This is a genomic window from Streptococcus sp. k-628 (assembly GCF_013277475.1).
Lineage (GTDB): Bacteria > Bacillota > Bacilli > Lactobacillales > Streptococcaceae > Streptococcus.
In genome coordinates this window covers 1-1,443 of sequence record NZ_VMMZ01000081.1, presented here as the reverse complement: position 1 = coordinate 1,443, position 1,443 = coordinate 1, and the positions used below count along the sequence as shown (strand labels likewise).

General features: G+C 38.0%; 1 pseudogene. It reads right to left on the bottom strand.

The annotated features are described in order from the left end of the window. Positions 1-1,443: pseudogene (locus tag HT730_RS09105) on the bottom strand (mucus-binding protein); the annotation flags it as partial.

The window sequence follows — 1,443 nt, the reverse complement described above, 5'->3', positions numbered from 1 at the left end:
TGATACCAATCCATCTGCTGATCCTTGATTAGCTTTTAAGATGTATCCCTTAACCACAGGTGATGTTACTTCGTCAAATGTTGTGTCATTTGATGTCCATGCTACATTAGGATCAACAACCTCACCCGTTACGACATTAACTTTCAAACTACGAGTAAATGTTACTTTGTCTGTTGCTTTGTTAGCTACTTCTTTGTCTGTACCATCTTCTACATAAGTTATTGTACGTGTAACATGTTTAGTCGTTACCAGTTTATCAATTAATTCTTTCGTCCATTTTGGTCCGTTTGGATTTTTTGGATCAATTGGTTGTCCTGGTTCTGGTTTTGGATTGTCGTCACCTTGTGGATTTGTTGGTTCAAATGGTGGGACATCTACCACTTTTGGTTTCACTGTTACTTCGAAAGTTTGATCAACTGTTTTATCTTTATCGAAACTTCTACCTGTCTCTGTTGTGAATCCATCAGTTACTAATTCATATCCAAGAACTTTCAATTCTGCAAGCTTATTCGCTGTTGTATAGTTAATTGTAGTTCCCGAATCACCTGTTAGTTCTTCTGTATGAAGAACTGTAGTTGTTCCTTCAACAACATATTTTACAATAGCTTTTTGAGTATCTGCTTCATACGTAATCGGCGTATCATTACCTGGTGTTGTTGGTACTGGTGGCACCTTGTATCCATTTTCTGGATGGTTTGGATCAACTGGTTCTAATGGATTTCCATTTGGTGTCTTAGGTGTATAACCTGGAACATATGGAATCACTGGTGTGTTTGGTTCAACTGGTGTTCCTGGCTGTGGATATTCTGGTTCTCCAGGTCTTGTTGGATCTGTTGGATTGTTTGGATATGGTTTTGGATCGAAATTCGTTCCTTCTGGTGGTGTTACACCTGTTGGTGGTGTTAATACCCATGATCCTAACTTCGTATATACCACATTTAGGTTTTGATTTTCAGAGGCTGCTGTTAAGTTTGTACTTGCTGCTACTCTTGTTCCATCTGTTGATACCAAATTACCTTGTGAGTCTTGATTTGATTTTAAGATGTATCCTTTTACTACTGGTGATGTTACTGCTTCGAATGTTGTGTCATTATCTTTAGCTGTCCATTCTCCATAAGTAATCTCACCTGTTACTACGTTAATCTTAGCTTCACGTGTGAATGTAACTTTGTCAGTTTTCGACTCAGTAGTTTCTTTACCCTTATCCGTATATGGTAGCTTAGTTCCTGATTCGTCAACATAATTAATTGTACGTGTTACTTCTTTTGTAGTTTTCGCGTTCTTAACTTTATTGATTAAATCCTCTGTCCATACTGGTGTTTTTGGATCAACAGGAGTATTAGGAACTACCGGCACATCTGGATCAATTGGTTTTCCAGGTTCAAGTGGTTTTTCTGGTGTTGGCGGTGTTACTGGTACAAGTTTTTCATGTACTTTCAACGT